The 16632-nt window shown below is 68.7% G+C and carries 14 protein-coding genes; 6 read left to right on the top strand and 8 right to left on the bottom strand.

The window, feature by feature from the left end; genetic code table 11:
• Window positions 1-191: 191 nt before the first annotated feature.
• Genes ACO2Q1_RS12520 through tdh form a run of 4 tightly spaced genes read left to right on the top strand, consistent with a single transcriptional unit; the run spans window position 192 to window position 4972 of the window.
• Window positions 192-1628, top strand: a complete 1437-nt coding sequence (locus tag ACO2Q1_RS12520; protein WP_423329802.1) for a nucleoside hydrolase-like domain-containing protein — start codon at window positions 192-194, stop codon at window positions 1626-1628.
• A 42-nt stretch (window positions 1629-1670) separates the two neighbouring features.
• Window positions 1671-2696, top strand: coding sequence for a rhodanese-related sulfurtransferase (locus tag ACO2Q1_RS12515; protein WP_423329801.1), 1026 nt, complete (start codon window positions 1671-1673; stop codon window positions 2694-2696).
• A 33-nt stretch (window positions 2697-2729) separates the two neighbouring features.
• Window positions 2730-3920: a glycine C-acetyltransferase gene (locus ACO2Q1_RS12510; RefSeq protein WP_423329800.1), complete on the top strand. Its 1191-nt coding sequence runs from the start codon at window positions 2730-2732 to the stop codon at window positions 3918-3920.
• An 11-nt stretch (window positions 3921-3931) separates the two neighbouring features.
• Window positions 3932-4972 carry an L-threonine 3-dehydrogenase gene (gene tdh, locus ACO2Q1_RS12505; RefSeq protein ID WP_423329807.1) on the top strand — a complete coding sequence of 347 codons (1041 nt, stop codon included), beginning with the start codon at window positions 3932-3934 and terminating at the stop codon, window positions 4970-4972.
• A gap of 46 nt (window positions 4973-5018) precedes the next feature.
• Here the strand turns inward: tdh and ACO2Q1_RS12500 are convergent, their stop codons facing one another.
• Window positions 5019-5612, bottom strand: a complete 594-nt coding sequence (locus ACO2Q1_RS12500; RefSeq protein ID WP_423329799.1) for a thermonuclease family protein — start codon at window positions 5610-5612, stop codon at window positions 5019-5021.
• 56 nt (window positions 5613-5668) lie between these two features.
• Window positions 5669-6694 (bottom strand): DNA topoisomerase IB, encoded by a 1026-nt coding sequence (locus ACO2Q1_RS12495; RefSeq protein WP_423329798.1) that lies wholly within the window; start codon window positions 6692-6694, stop codon window positions 5669-5671.
• Window positions 6695-6790: 96 nt separating this feature from the next.
• On the opposite strand from ACO2Q1_RS12495, the gene rlmJ reads away from it, so the two are divergent.
• Entirely contained in the window at window positions 6791-7609 is an 819-nt protein-coding gene (rlmJ, locus tag ACO2Q1_RS12490; RefSeq protein WP_423329797.1) for a 23S rRNA (adenine(2030)-N(6))-methyltransferase RlmJ, read from the top strand.
• Between the two features lies 1 nt (window position 7610).
• Here rlmJ and ACO2Q1_RS12485 read toward each other — a convergent pair whose 3' ends face one another.
• Both ACO2Q1_RS12485 and ACO2Q1_RS12480 read right to left on the bottom strand, forming a co-directional pair.
• Window positions 7611-7982, bottom strand: a complete 372-nt coding sequence (locus ACO2Q1_RS12485; RefSeq protein WP_423329796.1) for a hypothetical protein — start codon at window positions 7980-7982, stop codon at window positions 7611-7613.
• A 49-nt stretch (window positions 7983-8031) separates the two neighbouring features.
• The gene (locus ACO2Q1_RS12480) at window positions 8032-9081 is read right to left on the bottom strand and encodes a cysteine synthase A (protein WP_423329795.1); all 1050 of its coding nucleotides are present in this window, start codon (window positions 9079-9081) and stop codon (window positions 8032-8034) included.
• 42 nt (window positions 9082-9123) lie between these two features.
• Here ACO2Q1_RS12480 and gcvA point away from each other — a divergent pair, with 42 nt between their 5' ends.
• The gene (gcvA, locus tag ACO2Q1_RS12475) at window positions 9124-10053 is read left to right on the top strand and encodes a transcriptional regulator GcvA (protein ID WP_423329794.1); all 930 of its coding nucleotides are present in this window, start codon (window positions 9124-9126) and stop codon (window positions 10051-10053) included.
• A gap of 106 nt (window positions 10054-10159) precedes the next feature.
• Here the strand turns inward: gcvA and mdoH are convergent, their stop codons facing one another.
• From mdoH to ACO2Q1_RS12455, 4 genes are all read right to left on the bottom strand, one after another.
• On the bottom strand, window positions 10160-12082 hold the full coding sequence (gene mdoH / locus ACO2Q1_RS12470) for a glucans biosynthesis glucosyltransferase MdoH (RefSeq protein ID WP_423329793.1): 1923 nt from the start codon (window positions 12080-12082) through the stop codon (window positions 10160-10162).
• A 145-nt stretch (window positions 12083-12227) separates the two neighbouring features.
• On the bottom strand, window positions 12228-14021 hold the full coding sequence (locus ACO2Q1_RS12465) for an acyltransferase family protein (RefSeq protein WP_423329792.1): 1794 nt from the start codon (window positions 14019-14021) through the stop codon (window positions 12228-12230).
• Between the two features lie 66 nt (window positions 14022-14087).
• The gene (locus tag ACO2Q1_RS12460) at window positions 14088-15185 is read right to left on the bottom strand and encodes a CaiB/BaiF CoA transferase family protein (RefSeq protein WP_423329791.1); all 1098 of its coding nucleotides are present in this window, start codon (window positions 15183-15185) and stop codon (window positions 14088-14090) included.
• A 22-nt stretch (window positions 15186-15207) separates the two neighbouring features.
• Window positions 15208-16449 (bottom strand): class I SAM-dependent methyltransferase, encoded by a 1242-nt coding sequence (locus ACO2Q1_RS12455; RefSeq protein ID WP_423329790.1) that lies wholly within the window; start codon window positions 16447-16449, stop codon window positions 15208-15210.
• Between the last annotated feature and the right edge of the window lie 183 nt (window positions 16450-16632).

Here is a 16632-nt window from a genome sequence, read left to right as displayed (position 1 = left end):
CTCTTGGGGAAGAAGGGTTCCAGCCGAGCCATCTGCTCGTCCGTCAGCCAATACAGGTCACTCATATCCAGACTCCTCAGGAGCCTGAATCAGATCGAGCCTCTTGGATCAATGGGTCCTGAGCCTACGCTGGTTCGCCGATGCGAGGAGGGAAGGGGATGAAGCAAATGAGGGTCTGGCGCCGGATGGCGATGGCGACGGTTTGGGCCTTTGCGGTGACGGTGGCCGCTCCCTCTCTTGCACAATCGGCGCCCGCACCACTGACCGCCGAAGACGGCCGGCCGCGGGTGATCGTTCTGACCGACATCGAGAACGAACCGGACGACGCGCAGTCGCTGGTGCGCTTTCTCGTCTATGCGAACCAGTGGGACGTCGAAGGCCTGATCGCCACAACGTCGGTGCACAAGCGCGATCACACGGCGGCCTGGCGAATCCGCGAGATCGTCGAGGCCTATGGGAGGGTGCGGGACAATCTGGAACGTCACGAGCCCGGCTTCCCGACCGCCGAACACCTTCTCGGCCTGATCCGCGAGGGTCAGCCGGCCTATGGTCTGGCCGCGATCGGCGCCGGCAGGGACAGCGCCGGCGCGCGGATGCTCATAGAGGCGGCGGATCGTGACGATGATCGGCCGCTGTGGGTTCTGGTCTGGGGCGGGCCGAATACTCTCGCACAGGCCCTGTGGGCGGTGCGGGAGACGCGGCCGCCGGAGGGCCTGGCGCGGTTCGTGGCGCGCTTGAGGGTCTATGCGATTTCGGATCAGGACGATTCCGGGCCGTGGCTGCGCGAGGCGTTTCCGGGTCTGTTCTATATCGCCAGCCCCGGCATGCATGCGGGCGGCGCCTATCATGCAGCGACCTGGTCCGGGATCAGTGGCGACAAATTTCATGGCCGGTTCGTCGGGGCGGACCACACCGTCGTCGATAATCCGTGGCTGGACGCGCATGTCCGCGCCCTGGGTCCGCTGGGCGCCCAGTACCCGAAGACCGAGTTCATCATGGAGGGGGACACGCCCAGTTTCCTGAACCTGATCGCCAATGGCCTGAGCGATCCGGAGCGGCCGGATCTGGGCGGTTGGGGCGGGCGGTACGAGTTTTACACGCCGCGTACGCGGGCCTGGTTCGTCCAGCCGGAGACCCGCCCGTTCTGGACGGACGCCGAGGATGAGGTGCGCGGCGCGGACGGGGCCTGGCACACCTCGAACAAGGCGACGATCTGGCGTTGGCGGGAGGCCTACCAGAACGATTTCGCCGCGCGGATGGCCTGGACGGTGAAGTCATACGCCGAGGCCAATCATCCGCCCGTGGCGCGTCTGGGGCACGCCGAGCGGTTGACGGCGCGGCCTGGCGAGGTCGTGACCCTGAGCGCCGAGGGATCGACGGATCCGGACGGCGACAGCCTGACCTACAACTGGTTCGTCTACAACGAGGCGGGAAGCTTTGTGACCTCCCAGGGCACGACCGGCGCGCCGGTGAGGATCGAGGGGGCGGACACGGCGACAGCGCGCCTGACCGTGCCGGACAGCCGGCTGTTCCGCCTGGGCGAGATGCAGGTGGTGCTGGCGGTGACTGACCAGGGAAGCCCGCCGATCACCCGCTATCGACGGGTGGTGATCGACGTTCGGCCCTGAGCTTCGCTTGGCGAGATCGGGCCGGTCGTGCGATCAGACGCCATGTCCTCGACCTGGCGGATCGCCGCCCTCTATCGTTTCGCTTCGATCGCCGATCCGGCCGCCTTGCGCGACCGGCTGGCGGCCCGCGCCGACAGTCTTGGCGCGCGCGGCACCCTGTTGATCGCGCGGGAGGGGATCAACGGGACGGTCGCCGGGCGTGACGGGACAGTCGAGCGACTGGTGGAGGCGATCCAGGCCGAGCCCGGTCTGGAATCGCTGGAGCTGAAATGGTCGGAGGCGGCCTCGGCGCCCTTTCATCGGATGAAGGTGCGGCTGAAGGCCGAGATCGTGACGATGGGGGCGCCGGAGATAGATCCGCTTACGGACGTCGGCGCCTATGTCGGGCCGGAAGACTGGAACGCCCTGATCGCCGATCCGGACACCCTGCTGATCGATACGCGAAATGACTATGAGGGCGAGATCGGCGCCTTTCAGGGAGCGGTGCAGCCGAACACGCGTACCTTTCGCGACTTTCCGGCGTGGTTCCGCGGGGAGGGGCAGGCGCTGCTGACGGGGCCGAAGGGCCCGCGCAAGGTGGCCATGTATTGCACCGGCGGCATCCGTTGCGAGAAGGCGACGGCCTTTCTGAAGGCTGAGGGCGTGGAGGAGGTGTTCCACCTGAAGGGCGGGATCCTGAAGTATCTGGAAACGGTGCCGGAGCCCGAAAGCCTGTGGCGCGGCGAATGCTTCGTCTTCGACGAACGTGTGGCCGTGCGGCATGGGCTGGTCGAAGGCACGCACGACCTGTGCCGGGCGTGTCGCATGCCTGTGTCCCCCGAGCAGAAGCGATCGCTCCTGTTCGTCGAGGGCGTGGCGTGTCCGCGCTGTGCGGCGGATCAGACGGAGGAGAGGCGCGCGGCGCGTGCGGAGCGGCACCGGCAGGCTGCCCTCGCCGAGGCGCGGGGCGACGCCCATATCGGCGCCGAGGCGGACCGACGTCAGCGGGAGGCGCGACGGGAACGTCTGGCGCGACGCGAGCGGTCCGCCGCCGAGGCCGGGGTGGCGCCGTCGCCGAAATCGGCGTAACCGGCCGTCGAAACGTCCCCTTTTGGAGGCTCTATGACCGCCGCTTTCCACGACCGCGTTTCGCGCGAGCTTTCCGAAATCGACAGCCAGGGCCTGACCAAGCCCGAGCGGGTCATCGCCTCGCGTCAGGGGCCGGTGATCCGGGTCGGCGGGCGCGAGGTCCTGAACTTCTGCGCCAACAACTATCTGGGTCTGGCCGGAGACGACCGGATCGTGGCGGCGGCGGAAAAGGCGACGGCCGACCGAGGGGCCGGCACGGCCTCGGTGCGCTTCATCTGCGGCACCCTGGACATCCACAAGGACCTGGAACGGGCGATCGCCGACTGGCTGGGTTTCGAGGACGCCATCCTGTTCGCGGCCGCCTTCGACGCCAACGGCGGCCTGTTCGAGCCGCTGTTCGGGGCGGAGGACGCCATCGTTTCCGACAGTCTGAACCACGCCTCGATCATCGACGGGGTGCGGCTGTGCAAGGCCAGGCGGTACCGGTTCGCCAACTCCGACATGGCGGATCTGGAGGCGCAGCTGAAACAGGCGCGGGCTGACGGCGCGCGTGACGTCATCATCGCCACCGACGGAGCCTTCTCCATGGACGGCTATATCGCCAAACTGGATCAGGTCCGGGCGCTGGCCGATCAGTACGGCGCCCTGGTGATGGTCGACGACTGTCACGCCACGGGGTTTCTGGGCGAGGGCGGGCGCGGTTCGTTCGCCCATTGCGGGGTCAAGGTGGATTTCGTCACCGGCACCTTCGGCAAGGCCCTGGGCGGGGCCATGGGCGGCTTCATCTGCGCCACGACCGAGGTGGTGCAACTGCTGAAACAGCGGGCGCGGCCCTATCTGTTCTCCAACGCCCTGGCGCCGGCGGTGTGCGGAGCCTCGCTGGAGGCCATCCGCATCGCCCAGGGCGAGGAGGGCGATCGCCTGCGCACCCGCCTGTCGGCCAACGCCCATCGTTTCCGCACGGCCATGACCGAGGCGGGCTTCGACCTGCTGCCGGGCGAGCATCCGATCATTCCGGTGATGCTGGGCGACGCCAAGCTGGCGCAGGATTTCGCGGCGCGGATGCTGGAACTGGGCGTCTATGTGATCGGGTTCTCGTTCCCGGTCGTGCCGCGCGGCCAGGCCCGCATCCGCACCCAGATGTCGGCGGCGCACACATTCGAACATATCGACAAGGCGGTCGCGGCGTTCACGACGGCCGGCAAGGAACTGGGAGTAGTCTGATGGCGAATACGATGAAGGCCCTGGCCAAGACCGGGCCGGTGGAAGGTCTGGAGCTGATCGACGCGCCGATCCCGACGCCGGGGCCGGAAGACGTGCTGATCCGCGTCAAGCGGACGGCGGTGTGCGGCACCGACATTCACATCTGGAACTGGGACGAGTGGTCCCAGAAGAATGTGCCGACGCCGATGATCACCGGCCACGAGTTTTCGGGCGAGATTGTCGCCGTGGGCGCCGAGGTGGACCGGCCGCTGAAGATCGGGGCGCGGGTCTCGGCAGAGGGTCATGTCATCGACCTGAATTCGGAAGCGGCCCGGGCCGGGCATTTCCATCTGGATCCGCATACGCGCGGCATCGGGGTGAACCGTCAGGGCGCCTTCGCCGAGTTCGTCGTGGCCCCGGCCTTCAACGTCATCGAACTGCCGGACGACGTGCCGTACGAGATCGGCGCCATCCTCGATCCGTTCGGCAATGCGGTGCACACGGCGCAGCAGTTCGACCTGCTGGGCGAAGACGTTCTGGTCACCGGCGCGGGGCCGATCGGGGTGATGGCGGCGGCCGTGGCGCGGCATGCCGGCGCGCGGACCGTGGTCCTGACCGACATCAACGACTACCGGCTGGAACTGGCGCAGAAGGTGGCGCCGGGCGTGCGGACGGTGAACACGACGCGCGAGGACCTGCGCGATGTGATGAAGGAACTGGGGCTGAAGGTCGGGTTCGACGTGGCGCTGGAGATGTCCGGCTCGCCGATCGCGTTCAGACAGTGCGTCGACACCCTGATCATGGGGGGCGGGCTGGCTCTGCTGGGCATTCCGTCCAAACCGACCGAGACGGACTGGGGCGCGATCATCCTGAAGGCCCTGACGATCAAGGGCGTCTATGGGCGCGAGATGTTCACGACCTGGCGCAAGATGCTGGGCCTGCTGAACGCGGGTCTGGACCTGCAGCCGCTGATCACCCACCGCCTGGCCTATGACCAGTTCCAGACCGGGTTCGAGGCGATGAAGTCCGGCCGTTCGGGCAAGGTGGTGCTGAACTGGGACAAGGCTGCCTGAGCGAGGGCCGCCTGAGCGAGGGCGGCCTGAGCACGGGGGCTGAGCCTTACCGGGCGCGCCAGGTTTCCGGCGAGGTGAAGGCCGGGTCGCGCCAGACGCCGATGCCGGCGGCGCGGGCATGGTCTTCGGCGGCGACATAGTCGTCGCTGTAGCGGCGGTAGGCGACGGCAAGGCCGCGATCGACCAGGAAGGCGGCGAGGTCCTCGCCGCCCGTGCGGCAACGGGCGACGGTGCGGCCATAGCGGTCCGTGTCGAGCGGCTCGCAGGTCACCGAACGTCCGTCGAGGCGGCGCGCCAGGGTCTGGGCCGCGATCTGGCCGCAGGGCCAGGCGGAGGGGCCGGTTCCGCACATCTGATCCCGCTCGAAGGCGTCGACCCCGTGCAGGCGGATGCGTCGGCCGTCGAGGTCCAGGGTGTCGCCGTCAACGACGGTGACGGCGCCGCTGAACAGGGCGTCTTGAGATGCAGACGGCTCGGCTGCGGCCGGCTGCGGCATGATGAGATCCCGCGCGGCCTCCCGCCAGCTGGAGGGCATGACGAAGATCGCCGCGAGCAGCAGAAGGGCGACCAGGCCGATGAGCTCCCGGCCGCTCAAGCGGAGGGACGTCGGGTGTCTGTCGCGTGCGGCGGTGAAGGCCATGTCCGTCCCCGGTGAGGACGGCATGATGACCGGGCGCGGTTAACGCCGGTTTGAGGTCAGGCGGATAGCAGGCGGATCAGGGCCGGTTCGAACCCCTTGGTCTCCGCGCCCGGCAGGGCGTCGGCCAGGTCGCCCGCCTCAAACCGTTCGAACACACGCGGATGGATGTAGGAAGCGCGGCAGACGGTCGGGGTGTTGCCCAGCAGGCCGGAGACGGCGCGGACGCAGAGGTTCAGCTTGCGTCTGGAGTCGGTCGTGGAAGTCGGCGCCTCCATCTCGCGCAGGGCGCGGGCGGCGGACACCGTTCCGGCCCAGGTGCGGAAGTCCTTGGCGGAAAAGGTCTCGCCCATGGCGTCGCGGATATAGGCGTTGACGTCGTCGGAGCACACGGGGCGGATGTCGCCGTGTTCGTCGCGGTATTTGAACAGGGTCTGGCCGGGCAGTTCGCGCAGGGAACGGACCAGGCGGGCGAGGCGGCGGTCACGGACGGTGACGTTGTGGTCCTTGCCGCTCTTGCCCCGGAAGGCGAACGTCAGGGCGGCGCCGTCGACGTCGAGGTGGCGGCGATGCAGGGTGGTCAGGCCGTAGGAGCGGTTGGCGCGGGCGTATTCGGGGTTGCCGACCCGGATCAGGGTGAGTTCCAGCAGGCGGACCACGGTGGCGACGGCCTTTTCCCGACAGGGACCGCGCCGATCGAGATCCCCCTCGATGCGGCGGTGCAGGCGCGGCAGGGCTCGGGCGAAATCGGCCAGCCGATCGAACTTGGTTTCGGCCGCGTGGCGGCTCCAGTCGGGGTGATAGCGGTACTGTTTTCGGCCCTTCACATCGCGGCCGATGGCCTGGATGTGGCCATTGGCGTGGGGGCAGATCCAGACCTGGGTCCAGGCCGGCGGGATGGCGAGGGTGCGGATGCGGGCCAATGTCTTCGGGTCGGCGACTGTGCGGCCTCGCGCATCGCGATAGGTGAAGCCGCGCCCGGAACGGCGGCGGGTCAGGCCCGGCGCATCGTCGCTGCACCAGCGCAGGCCGGGCGGGGGCGCGGCGTCGGGAGCGATCTGAAAGGCGGCGACGCCGTCGGCCATGGGAGGGTCTCATGCACAGGAGGCGGAGGGCCAACGTCGGCCGAGGACGGCGGGTTCCGCGCTTGACGGGACAGCGGCGGCGGACGACGAGGGGGCATGAACTATCGCCACAGCTTTCACGCCGGAAACTTCGCGGATCTGGTCAAGCACGCCCTGGTGCTGTGGCTGTTGCGGGCGCGCCAGAAGGAGGGGGCGGTCGCGGTGTTCGACACCCATGCGGGGGCGGGCCTGTATGACCTGACCGGGGATGCGGTGCGGTCGAAGGAGGCGGAGGCCGGGGTCATGCGGCTGATGGCGTCGGACGGCGACCTGCCGCCGACGATCGCGGCCCTGGCGGACGAGGTGCGGGCGGTGAATGGGGGATCGGCGGAGACGCGGTTCTATCCGGGATCGCCCCTGCTGATCGCGCGGGCGCTGCGGGCCGGAGACGCCTATCGCGGGTTCGAGCTCAATCCGCCGGTGGTCGACCTGCTGGAGCAGGCGCTGGCGGCGTTTCCGGCCGCGACCGGACAGGCGGGCGACGGCTATGTCGAGGTTCTGGCCGCGTTGAAGGCGGGCGGGGCGTCAGCGCGTCTGGTGCTGATCGATCCGCCGTTTGAGCGGCCGGACGACTATGTGCGGGCCGCCGAGACGGCCATGGCGGCGGTGAAGGCGGCGCCGGGCGCCACTGTGGCGATCTGGACGCCGCTGAAGGACTTGGAGACCTTCGACGGCTTCCTGAGGCGGCTGTCGGGCGAGGTTCTGGTCGCTGAGGCGCGGCTGAGGCCCCTGACCGATCCGATGAAGATGAACGGCTGCGCCATGGTGGTGGTGAACCCGCCGGGCGGCGCGGAGGCGGCGGCGCAGGAGATCTGCGGCTGGGTGGCCGGGGCGCTGGGCGATGCGGGCGCGAAGGCGGAGGTTTGGCGGTTGTAGATCAGGGTTCGGAAGGCCGGGCGCGCGAAGCATCCTGAAGGTAGGCCATCTGAAACTGCGGCCTCACATCCCTACGTAAGGTGGCGCGGAAACGGACCGATGAGCTTTCTTCCGTCAGTATCCAGCCGCGGGTGAGCAGCCAGTAAAGGTCGTGGTTGCGTTCCGCGCTTCTCGCCAGAATGCGCGCCGCCGGCCGGACCCATTTCGCCTTCGACGAGACTGTCTCGATATCGCAACGCACTTCATCGGGATAAAAAGCGTGCCGGCATTCGAGAACGGCGACTGCTTCTTGATCCTCCGGTGGCAGTTGCACGCCGACCGCTGTGCCGAAGATCCCCGGCGAAGATGAAAGGTGAGACAGAAGCAGCGCCAAGGCCAGCATCGGTCAACTATGAACTTTGGAGGTCGTCTGTCCAGTCTTGCTAAACCCAGTCCGGCGTCGGGAGGCCCTTGGATTTGAGGAAGTCGGCGTTGAACAGTTTCGACGCATAGCGCGAGCCGGGGTCGCAGAGGCAGGTGACGATGGTGTGGCCCGGGCCCAGTTCGCGGGCCATGCGGACGGCGCCGGCCAGGTTGACGCCGGAGGAGCCGCCCAGGGACAGGCCCTCGTGGCGGACCAGGTCGAACAGAATGGGCAGAAACTCGGCGTCCTCGATCCGCCAGGCGTGGTCGGGGCGGAAACCGTCCAGATTGCCGGTGATGCGCGCCACGCCGATGCCCTCGGTGATGGAGGAGCCCTCGGCCTTCATCTCGCCGGTGTTGAACCAGTTGTAGAGGGCGGCGCCGCCGGGATCGGCCAGGCCGATGCGGATGTCGGGGTGCTGTTCCCGCAGCCAGGCCGAGACCCCGACCAGGGTGCCGCCCGAGCCCACGGCGCTGACGAAGGCGTCGATGCGGCCGCCGGTCTGGGCCCAGATTTCCGGGCCGGTGGTGCGGTAGTGGGCGTCGCGGTTGGCGGTGTTGTCGAACTGGTTGGACCAGACCGCGCCATCGGGGTTCTCGGCGTCCAGTTCCTCGGCCAGGCGTCTGGAATAGTGGACGAAGTGGTTGGGGCTGGAGAAGGGGGCGGCGTCGACCTCGACCAGACGGGCGCCGAGGGCGCGGACGGCCTGTTTCTTTTCCTCGGATTGGGTGCGGGGCATGACGATGACGACCGGGTGGCCGAGGGCCGCGCCGACCAGGGCCAGACCGATGCCGGTATTGCCCGCCGTCCCCTCGACAATGGTTCCGCCGGGGCGCAGAGCGCCGGACGCCAGGGCGGCCTGGACGATGGACAGGGCCGCGCGGTCCTTGATCGACCCGCCGGGGTTCAGGAACTCGGCCTTGCCGAGGATTTCACAGCCGGTCGCCTCGGACAGCCGATTCAGGCGGATCAGGGGGGTGTTCCCGATCAGGTCGAGAACGGATGATGCGGGCGAAACAGAGGGCGACACGGCGGGTGACTTTCGAGGCGGAAATGTGCGGCGCCACATTAAAGGGTTTGCCAAGCGGCGGTTGATAGGATTTCTAACGGCATGGCCCGTCTCCTCCTGCCCCTGAACGCCCTGCGCGCCTTTGAAACCGCCGCGCGGACACTGAATTTCACCCGCGCCGCCGACGAATTGTCGGTGACGCCCGGCGCCGTCAGCCAGCAGATTCGCTTGCTGGAGGATCTGGTGGGCGGGCCGCTGTTCGTGCGCGAGGCCAAGGGACTGCAGCTGACCGACCTGGGGCGGGGCGCGGTGCCGTTGCTGCGCGAGGGGTTCGAGCGGCTGATGGACGCCTCGGCCATGCTGAGGGAGCCGCCGCGTCGGCGGCAGATCTCGATCAGCGTGGCGCCGTCGTTCGCCTCCAAATGGCTGATGCCGCGGATGGACGATTTCCACGCCGCTCATCCGGAGATCGAGGTCTGGATTTCGGCCGACATGGAGCCGGTGGTGCTGGGCGAGGGCAAGGCCGACCTGGCGATCCGCTATGGGCCCGGCGACTATCCGGGTCATGTGGTCGAACGGTTGATGACCGAGACGGTGCTGGCGGTCTGCGCGCCGTCGCTGCTGACCGGGGCCAAGCCGATCCGCACGCCGGCGGATCTGAAGGACCATGTGCTGCTGCATGACATGTCCAACGACGGCGATCCGGGCCGTCCCGACTGGCCGATGTGGCTGAAGGCGCGGGGGGTGCGGCATCCCGATGCGCGGCGCGGCTCGCGGTTCTCGGAATCCGGCATGCTGATCGAGGCGGCGGCGGCGGGACGGGGTGTGGCCCTGGCCAAGCGGACCCTGGCCCAGGCCGACCTGGAATCCGGCCGGCTGACGGCGCCGTTCGCGGACGGGTCAGAGGCGGTGGGCTTCGCCTATCATGTGGTCATGCCGCGCGATCGCCCGGCCTCGACCAGCGCCCTGGCCTTCACAGCCTGGCTGAAGCGCCAGGCGATCGACCATGAGAATTCGATGGGGGCTTTGTAGGGGGTAGGTTCCAAGGATCAGGTTCTAGGTTCTAGGGATGAGGGCAGAGGGGGCGTGACTGCGGAGTCTGGCCCTGATCCCTGGTCCCTAAAACCCAGCTCCTATCTCAGGCGTTCTGGAGGGCGCGGAGGGCGCGGACCTTGGCGTCGTCGGCCAGGGGGTTGGGGCGCGCAGGGCCGTGGATGACCATGGGCGCAGCGCTCTCTTCATCGCCAGACGGCGTGACCAGCCAGCCGCGGCGGGCGAAGGCCTTGCCCGAGGCGCTACGCGAGGTCCAGACGGCGATGACCGGCGACAGCAGCAGCGGACCGACGATCGGCAGGAAGAAGCAGATCAGGTCCGGGCGGAACGACAGGGCGGCGACGAAGGCCAGGCCGGCGCCCAGTTGCCAGCGCATGGAGCGGAAGGCGTCGCCCCAGGTGATGCCGTCGGCGTCGCGCTGCTGGGCATGCCAGCCGGCGTCCTGGCCGGACATGATCTTCACCACCGAGACCGTGTTGGCGACCATCAGGATGGGGGCGAGGATGGCCGACATGGCGATCTCGGCCAGCATGCCGGAGACCACGCGACGGCCGCCGCCGAAGGCGCGACGCTCGCGCGGACGGGACAGGACCAGAGCCGCGCCCATGACCTTGGGGCCCATCAGCAGCACCCCGGCCAGCAGCGAGGCCAGCATGAAGGGCGAGAACTGGGGGTTCAGGAAGTAGAAGAAGGACGACCAGTCCACCGGATACTGGAGCTCGATCGCCAGGCCGACGACCAGGGCCGAAAACCACAGGGCGGAGGCGACATAGGCCAGGACGCCCATGAACAGCTGGGTGCGGCTGGCGAAGGACAGGCCGGTCGAGGACAGCAGGGCCATGTGCTGCAGGTTGCCCTGGCACCAGCGGTGCTCGCGCCGGATGAAGTCGGTCAGGGTCGGCGGAGTTTCCTCGCACGAACCGTCCAGGGCGGCGGTGACGTGGCAGGCCCAGCCGGCGCGACGCAGCAGGGCGGCCTCGACCACGTCGTGGCTGAGGATGTGGCCGCCGAAGGGGCGTTTGCCATCCAGGCAGGGCAGGCCGGAGGCCTCCGCGAAGGCCTGGGTGCGAAGGATGGCGTTGTGGCCCCAGTAGGAGCCCTCGGAGCCCGTCCACCAGGCCAGGCCGGCGGCGGCCACGCGGCCGTACAGGCGCACGCTGAACTGGGACACGCGGGCGAACAGGGTGGAGGCCTTGACGATGACCGGAGCGGTCTGGATCAGGCCGACCCTGGGGTTGCGCTCCATGGCGTCGACGAGACGCAGCAGGGTTTCGCCCGCCATGGTCGAGTCGGCGTCCAGCACGACCATGAAGTCATAGGCGCCGCCGAACCGGCGGACCCAGTCGGTGATGTTTCCGGCCTTCTTCTCGGTGTTCTTTTCGCGATGGCGATAGAAGGCCTGGCTGTGCGCGCGCAGGCGCAGGCCGGCGAAGGCGGCCTGTTCCGTCATCAGGGCCGGGGCCTTGTTGGTGTCGGACAGGACGAACAGGTCGAAGGCGTCCGACACGCCCAGGCGGGCCAGACCGGCGTCGATCTTGGCCAGGCGGGCGAGGGCGGTGTGGGCGTCTTCGTTGTAGAGCGGCATCAGGAGCGCGGTGCGCGTCGCCGGAGCCGGCGGGTGCGGCGCGAAGTCGAGATCGTCCTGCTCGCGGTTGGTGGTCAGCACCCACAGGCCGATGGCGGCGTTGGCGAACCAGCAGCTGATCGAGCCGATCAGGACCAGAAACAGGCCGAAACCGACCAGTTCGAGCGGGTCGAAACCGTGACGCGAATACAGGATCCAGGGGGTGACCGCGGCGAGGCTGGTCAGCGCGGCGGTCAGGACCACCAGCAACCAGCGGCGCAGGGCGATGCGACGGGGCGTGGTCGCGACCGGCGACACCACGACGGTAGAGTCGAATTCCTGGACCGGCATGGCGATCGGCGCCTCATCGGGCAGCCAGCCGGAGACGCCGTAGTCATCGGCGCCCGCCAGAAAATCCTCGCTGCGAAAGGCAAGCCTGTTCATCGTGTCCGCTGACATCCCCGAGGAAGGCTGGCGCGGGGAGAGCGCCCAGCCTGTGCGATGCAGCATGAACGCATTTTTGTGAAAATCAATCACGCATTCGTGATAACTGCGTGTTTTTTGCGAGAGGTTCCGTGAACGCGCGGATTCAGGAGCGTTCGCCCTCCGAATTGTCCCCCGATTTCAGCCGCTGTCCCAGCGCGGCGGCGGTGACCCCGACCCAGGCCAAGAGGATGAGGGCGTAGGCGCGCTCCCACCAGCCGACATTGGCGTCGTTGACCGTGCCGGGAAAGATCAGGTGCCGGGTCGTCACGGTCAGGATGACCATGATGACGAAGACCGCCATCAGGAAGATCTTCAGGCGGCGCGCGTGCGGATCCGCCGCTAGGCCCCAGAGCAGGAGCAGGGGGGCGATCTGGATGCCGAGCGCCAGATACAGGACGTCGACATGCCGCGGGTCCGGAAACGGGATCAGCGCCGACGCCGCCAGGCCGAGTCCGGCCAGGACAAAGACGACGGCGGTCAGGGTTCCGGCGATCCGGGCCCGATTGATCGTCATCAGCGCCAGGCCGAGGCCGACCCCCGCGAAGCCCGCCAGAACGCCGGCGATGAAGACGCCCCCGTTGAAGATGCCGGGCATGGAGGCGGTCGTCCCGCCCAGTTCGCTGAGATAGCGACGCGCGTTGTCGAAGCCGGGATTGGCGCTGAGGGCCAGGGCGACGGTCAGGACCGCGAGAACGGGCGCCGCCACGCCGAGGGCGAGCAGAAGCCGGCGCTTGCGATAGGCGCCGGGCGCGGGCCAGGCCGGCAGATGGGGCAGGGGGCGCAGGCCCCAGATCGGGCGCAGAACGCCGACGCGTCGCACCAGTTCGTAGATCAGAAGGCTGCCGCCCAGGGTGAAGCCGATGAGGATGGGGGCTTCGCCCCAGATCGGAAGGTCGGCCGGCCGTATCCACCAGAGGGCCATCACCAGCAGGGTCTGGTGGGCCAGGTAGAGGGGGAAGACCGCATCGTTGAGATAGGTGAGGACAGGTCCGGACGCGCCCCGGAGGTATCGGCCGGCGAACCCCAGGATCGCCACCATGACCGCCCATTGGTCGACGGCCACCACGATGTTGCGGGGAACGCCCCAGAAGGCGCCGCCGCCGGGATGGGCGACCTGCAGCATCATGACCGGAAGGGCGATGACGGCGATGGCGGCGGCGGGCCATCGCAGGCGCTCGAACCCGGTCCATATGCCTGCATTGCGCGCGGCGAAGAAGCCGAACAGGAAGGCGGCCAGGGACTGGGCGTGATTGTACCAGTCCCAGACCAGATTGTTGGTCAGACCGAAGGGCGGGTAGATGATCACCCGCGCCAGGACCAGGTACAGCATCGGAACCCAGAGAAGGCGCGATCCGGCCAGCCAGGTCCCCAGCCGGTCCTCGATATGAGCGATCCACTGAGGACGATACAGCAGGCCGACGATGACCGCGCTGTAGGCGGCGATGTAGATGACGAACCAGAGGTGGTTGAACGGCACGCCGTCGGCGATGCCAGATGGGCTGAATTCGCGGATGAGCCAGGCGGGATAGCCTTGGTCCCAGCCGGCCTTCTCCATCGCCTCGATCCAGGACTGGATGGTGACCAGGATCAGGACGCCGAAGATCAACGGCGGACCCAGGCGGGCGATGCGTAGGCGTGCGACCTCCATCGGCGTGCGGCGCGCCGTCATGAACCGCACGGCCGCGCCGGAGACCAGGAACAAGAGGGTCAGCCGCCACGGATTGGTGATCAGAACCGCCTCGCGGATCCACTCCTGAGTGTGACGGCTCTTCAGGTGCCAGTCCCAGGGACCGTAGGCCAGGGCCACATGGTAGAGGATCAGCAGGCCGAAGGCCGCGATCCGGATCCAGTCCAGATCGTGACGTCGGTTCGTCTGCGGAGGGGCGGCGGCGCTCACCGCGCCCCTATGCGTCACCCGGGCGCCGGTGTCCACGCGGCACGATGGGCAGGGCGCCCGGAGATGTCACTCGGGCCAACGGGCGAGGGCGTCGGCGAAATCGATCCGGACCCTGCGCTCGGGCGCAAGGGCCGCGGGCGTGGCTGAAAACCGGGGAGCGGGCGCGGGCTGGGTCAGACCCTCGGCCTGAACCAGCGTGGCCCTCGCCTGATTATGAGGATGGTCGGCGCTCTCCTGGAAGGAGAGGACCGGGGTGACGCAGGCGTCGGTGTCCTGGAACAGGGCCGTCCAGTGATCGCGTGGCGAGGCGGCGAAGGCGTCGGCCAGACGCCGGGCGAGCTCGGGCCAGCGGCTGCGATCATACTGGGCGGCCGGGTCGAAATCGAGCTGAAGCCCGGCGATCAGGGCGGCGAAGAAGGGGGGCTCCAGCGCGCCCACCGCGACATGGCCGCCGTCGGCGCAGGCGTAGCAGCGATAGAAGGGCGCGCCGCCGTCCAGCAGGTTCTCGCCGCGTGCAGAGGTCCAGAGCCCGCCGGCGGAGAGGGCGTGGAACAGGCTGGAGAGCACCGCCGTCCCGTCGGTCATGGCGACGTCGACGACCTGCCCGCGTCCCGTAGCTCGGGCCGAGTGGACGGCCGCAAGCAGGCCGACGGCAGCGAACATGGCGCCGCCGCCATAGTCGCCGATCAGGTTCAGCGGAACGGGCGGGGGCTGATCGGCCGCGCCCATGGCGTGCAGGGCGCCGGTCAGGGCGATGTAGTTGAGGTCGTGGCCGGCGCGCGCGGCCAAGGGGCCGGTCTGGCCCCATCCGGTCATGCGGACGTAGGCGAGGCGCGGATTGCGGGCGAGGCAGGGCTCCGGGCCTAGCCCGAGCCGTTCCATGACGCCGGGCCGCAGGCCTTCGATGACCGCATCAGCGCGGGCGACGAGGTCCATCGCCCGCTCGCGATCGGCGGGCGACTTGAGGTCGAGCGACAGATGGGGCCGGTTGCGGTGGAGGACGGCGCCGCCGGCGTTGTCGAAGAAGCCGGCGCTCGTTCTGGCGATCCGCAACACGTCGGCGCCGAGGTCGGCCAGGATCATCGCGGCCAGGGGAACGGGCCCGATGGCGTCGAACTCGATGATGCGCAAGCCGTGGAGCGGCCCCTGCGGCGTCGGTGTCATGGCGTTCCCCTTTTCGGGGAGGTTAGCGAGCGGCCCCCGGCGCCGAAAGCGCCACCTGCAACACATCGGTGCGACGGGTTGCGAAGCCCGCTTCGCAATAGGCGAGGTAGAAGCGCCAGAGCCGATCGAACACGGGGTCCATGCCGCTGGCCTGGCGACGGAAACGCTGGTCCCAGAGGTTCAGGGTGCGAGCGTAGTCCAGGCCGAGACTGCGATCCTGATCCCAGGTCAGGTCGTGGTCGGACGCGAGTTCGACCAGGCGCGCGCGGCTGGGCAGCATGCCGCCGGGAAAGACGTAACGCTGGATGAAATCGACCCGCTTGCGGTAGGCGGCGAACAGGTCGTCTCGGATGGTGATGATCTGCAGGCCCGCGCGGCCGCCGGGACGCAGGCGGTCGCGCACCTGGCGGAAATAGGTGGGCCACCATTGTCGGCCCACCGCCTCGAACATCTCGATGGAGACGATGCGGTCGAAGGTCTCGGTTTCGTCGCGGTAGTCCTTCAGGCGAATGTCCACGCAGTCGGCCAGGCCGGCCTTTTGCATCCGGGCGATCGCATAGTCGCGTTGGGAGGGGGACAGGGTCAGGCCGACCACCGTGCAGCCGCGACGCGCGGCGAATTCGGCGAACCCGCCCCAGCCGCAGCCGATTTCGAGCACCCGGTGGCCGGGCTGGAGGTCGATGCTGTCGGCGAGGGCCGCATACTTGGCTTCCTGTGCGGCCTCCAGCGAGAGGTCCGGGGTCGGCCAGTAGGCGGACGAATAGGTCATCGAACGGTCGAGCCAGCGGGCGTAGAAATCGTTGCCCAGGTCGTAGTGGGCGATGATGTTGCGGCGGGCGCCGCGTCGGGTGTTCAGACGACCGAGGTTGTGGCGCACCCATTCGATCGCGCGGCTGATCCCGGCGCCGTCGGCGAAGCGGCCGAGGCGTTCGAAATTGTCGGCGAAGACCATCAGCAGGCGCGCCAGATCCGGCGAATCCCACTCGGCGGCCATATAGCCCTCGGCCAGACCGATGTCGCCGGCGGTCAGGCCGCGCCGAACCATGCGCCAGTCGTGGATCTCAAGCCGGGCCGGATCGCCGGCAGGTCCGCCGGCTGGAGGGCCGAAGGCGTGGCGGTGGCCCTCGGGCGTTTCGACGATGAGGCCGGGTCCGCGCCAGTCACGTCCGATGCGGCCCAGAACCCAGAGGAACATGCGCCCGGCCGCAGAAGGCGCGCGGGGCGATGAGGGGCTGCGGACATGCTCGAACGCGGATGCGGACATGGACCTCTCCGAACGGAACCGCCGGAATGGCCGGATCGACAACGCTACGCTCGAAAGGGCCCATTGGATGCGCCGCCGCCGAAAAAGCGGGGCGAGGGCGCCGGGACCGCAGCGTGGCCGGTCACGGCGATTGCCGGACAGGCGTGAGTCCGGAATCTAGGCTTCGAACAGGCGTGTTCAAGG

It is taken from the genome of Brevundimonas sp. VNH65 (genome assembly GCF_049445955.1).
In the GTDB taxonomy this organism is placed as follows: Bacteria; Pseudomonadota; Alphaproteobacteria; order Caulobacterales; family Caulobacteraceae; genus Brevundimonas.
Note: the sequence above shows the minus strand (reverse complement) of the source record. Positions and strands in the feature narration are given on the sequence as shown.

Bases quoted from the DNA above. Each gene is read 5' to 3' on its own strand.
- ACO2Q1_RS12520 (WP_423329802.1), top strand. From the start codon at position 192: ATGGCGACGGTTTGGGCCTTTGCGGTGACGGTGGCCGCTCCCTCTCTT.
- ACO2Q1_RS12460 (WP_423329791.1), bottom strand. From the start codon at position 15,185: ATGACACCGACGCCGCAGGGGCCGCTCCACGGCTTGCGCATCATCGAG.
- ACO2Q1_RS12455 (WP_423329790.1), bottom strand. From the start codon at position 16,449: ATGTCCGCATCCGCGTTCGAGCATGTCCGCAGCCCCTCATCGCCCCGC.
- ACO2Q1_RS12500 (WP_423329799.1), bottom strand. From the start codon at position 5,612: ATGGCCTTCACCGCCGCACGCGACAGACACCCGACGTCCCTCCGCTTG.
- rlmJ (WP_423329797.1), top strand. From the start codon at position 6,791: ATGAACTATCGCCACAGCTTTCACGCCGGAAACTTCGCGGATCTGGTC.
- tdh (WP_423329807.1), top strand. From the start codon at position 3,932: ATGAAGGCCCTGGCCAAGACCGGGCCGGTGGAAGGTCTGGAGCTGATC.
- gcvA (WP_423329794.1), top strand. From the start codon at position 9,124: ATGGCCCGTCTCCTCCTGCCCCTGAACGCCCTGCGCGCCTTTGAAACC.
- ACO2Q1_RS12515 (WP_423329801.1), top strand. From the start codon at position 1,671: ATGTCCTCGACCTGGCGGATCGCCGCCCTCTATCGTTTCGCTTCGATC.
- mdoH (WP_423329793.1), bottom strand. From the start codon at position 12,082: ATGAACAGGCTTGCCTTTCGCAGCGAGGATTTTCTGGCGGGCGCCGAT.
- ACO2Q1_RS12495 (WP_423329798.1), bottom strand. From the start codon at position 6,694: ATGGCCGACGGCGTCGCCGCCTTTCAGATCGCTCCCGACGCCGCGCCC.
- ACO2Q1_RS12480 (WP_423329795.1), bottom strand. From the start codon at position 9,081: ATGTGGCGCCGCACATTTCCGCCTCGAAAGTCACCCGCCGTGTCGCCC.
- ACO2Q1_RS12510 (WP_423329800.1), top strand. From the start codon at position 2,730: ATGACCGCCGCTTTCCACGACCGCGTTTCGCGCGAGCTTTCCGAAATC.